This window comes from Acinetobacter sp. GW821-FHT01C12, assembly GCF_059422625.1.
Genome location: NZ_JBWKXD010000021.1, coordinates 1 through 2,206, shown reverse-complemented (window position 1 = coordinate 2,206; position 2,206 = coordinate 1). Strand labels below are relative to the sequence as shown.

Sequence of the window (2,206 nt, the reverse complement as noted above, 5' to 3'; positions counted from 1 at the left end):
CTATACAGCTTCAATTTAATTCATATACCAAAACGCTTGATTCAGTTTTATCGCTAGTGCTCATTTCATTCAACATTAACAATTACTTGCTAACATCAACTAAAACGAGTTTAAACAATTATTTCAACTCAAATATATTCTGTTAATGATTCACTACCGCCTCGTCAGCGAGTAGTTAACTGTGATAAATCACAGAACTTAATAAGCTATCGGCTTACTAAGTTCTGTAATCACTTAGTCTTTAATTAGTGGTGGAGACTAACGGAGTCGAACCGTTGACCTCCTGCGTGCAAAGCAGGCGCTCTACCAACTAAGCTAAGTCCCCAGCTTAAGATCTTAATATATCTGCTCTTCTGTGTTCAGTAGACTTGGTGGGTCTGACAAGACTTGAACTTGTGACCCCACGCTTATCAAGCGTGTGCTCTAACCAACTGAGCTACAGACCCTCAGATACATCAATGAAGAACAACTTGTTGTGGATTCTTACCAATCGTCAATCTTTCGTTAAGGAGGTGATCCAGCCGCAGGTTCCCCTACGGCTACCTTGTTACGACTTCACCCCAGTCATCGGCCACACCGTGGTAAGCGTCCTCCTTACGGTTAGACTACCTACTTCTGGTGCAACAAACTCCCATGGTGTGACGGGCGGTGTGTACAAGGCCCGGGAACGTATTCACCGCGGCATTCTGATCCGCGATTACTAGCGATTCCGACTTCATGGAGTCGAGTTGCAGACTCCAATCCGGACTACGATCGGCTTTTTGAGATTAGCATCCTATCGCTAGGTAGCAACCCTTTGTACCGACCATTGTAGCACGTGTGTAGCCCTGGTCGTAAGGGCCATGATGACTTGACGTCGTCCCCGCCTTCCTCCAGTTTGTCACTGGCAGTATCCTTAAAGTTCCCACCCGAAGTGCTGGCAAATAAGGAAAAGGGTTGCGCTCGTTGCGGGACTTAACCCAACATCTCACGACACGAGCTGACGACAGCCATGCAGCACCTGTATGTAAGTTCCCGAAGGCACCAATCCATCTCTGGAAAGTTCTTACTATGTCAAGACCAGGTAAGGTTCTTCGCGTTGCATCGAATTAAACCACATGCTCCACCGCTTGTGCGGGCCCCCGTCAATTCATTTGAGTTTTAGTCTTGCGACCGTACTCCCCAGGCGGTCTACTTATCGCGTTAGCTGCGCCACTAAAGCCTCAAAGGCCCCAACGGCTAGTAGACATCGTTTACGGCATGGACTACCAGGGTATCTAATCCTGTTTGCTCCCCATGCTTTCGTACCTCAGCGTCAGTATTAGGCCAGATGGCTGCCTTCGCCATCGGTATTCCTCCAGATCTCTACGCATTTCACCGCTACACCTGGAATTCTACCATCCTCTCCCATACTCTAGCTTCCCAGTATCGAATGCAATTCCCAAGTTAAGCTCGGGGATTTCACATCCGACTTAAAAAGCCGCCTACGCACGCTTTACGCCCAGTAAATCCGATTAACGCTCGCACCCTCTGTATTACCGCGGCTGCTGGCACAGAGTTAGCCGGTGCTTATTCTGCGAGTAACGTCCACTCATCTTGGGTATTAACCAAGAGAGCCTCCTCCTCGCTTAAAGTGCTTTACAACCATAAGGCCTTCTTCACACACGCGGCATGGCTGGATCAGGGTTCCCCCCATTGTCCAATATTCCCCACTGCTGCCTCCCGTAGGAGTCTGGGCCGTGTCTCAGTCCCAGTGTGGCGGATCATCCTCTCAGACCCGCTACAGATCGTCGCCTTGGTAGGCCTTTACCCCACCAACTAGCTAATCCGACTTAGGCTCATCTATTAACGCAAGGTCACAAGTGATCCCCTGCTTTCCCCCGTAGGGCGTATGCGGTATTAGCATCCCTTTCGAGATGTTGTCCCCCATTAATAGGCAGATTCCTAAGTATTACTCACCCGTCCGCCGCTAGGTCAGTTACCGAAGCAACCTCCCCCGCTCGACTTGCATGTGTTAAGCCTGCCGCCAGCGTTCAATCTGAGCCATGATCAAACTCTTCAGTTAAAAATCATTAGTGACTTAAGGTCACAATTCTGGCTCATCAATGTACTGACAAATTCTCTCAAATAAACTTCGAGTAATTTAAACCAATCAATCAATGATAATATTTCGATCAATCAATCAGTAAAAATCCACACAAGTTGTTCTTCATATTCTCTTAATGAT

General features: G+C 47.9%; 2 tRNA genes and 1 rRNA gene. All 3 read right to left on the bottom strand.

The features are described 5' to 3' along the window. Window positions 1–249 precede the first annotated feature (249 nt). Window positions 250–325: transfer RNA gene (locus AC07WY_RS21420), tRNA-Ala, on the bottom strand. A gap of 44 nt (window positions 326–369) precedes the next feature. Then, window positions 370–446: transfer RNA gene (locus AC07WY_RS21415), tRNA-Ile, on the bottom strand. Window positions 447–505: 59 nt separating this feature from the next. Further along, window positions 506–2,044 (bottom strand): 16S ribosomal RNA (locus AC07WY_RS21410). Between the last annotated feature and the right edge of the window lie 162 nt (window positions 2,045–2,206).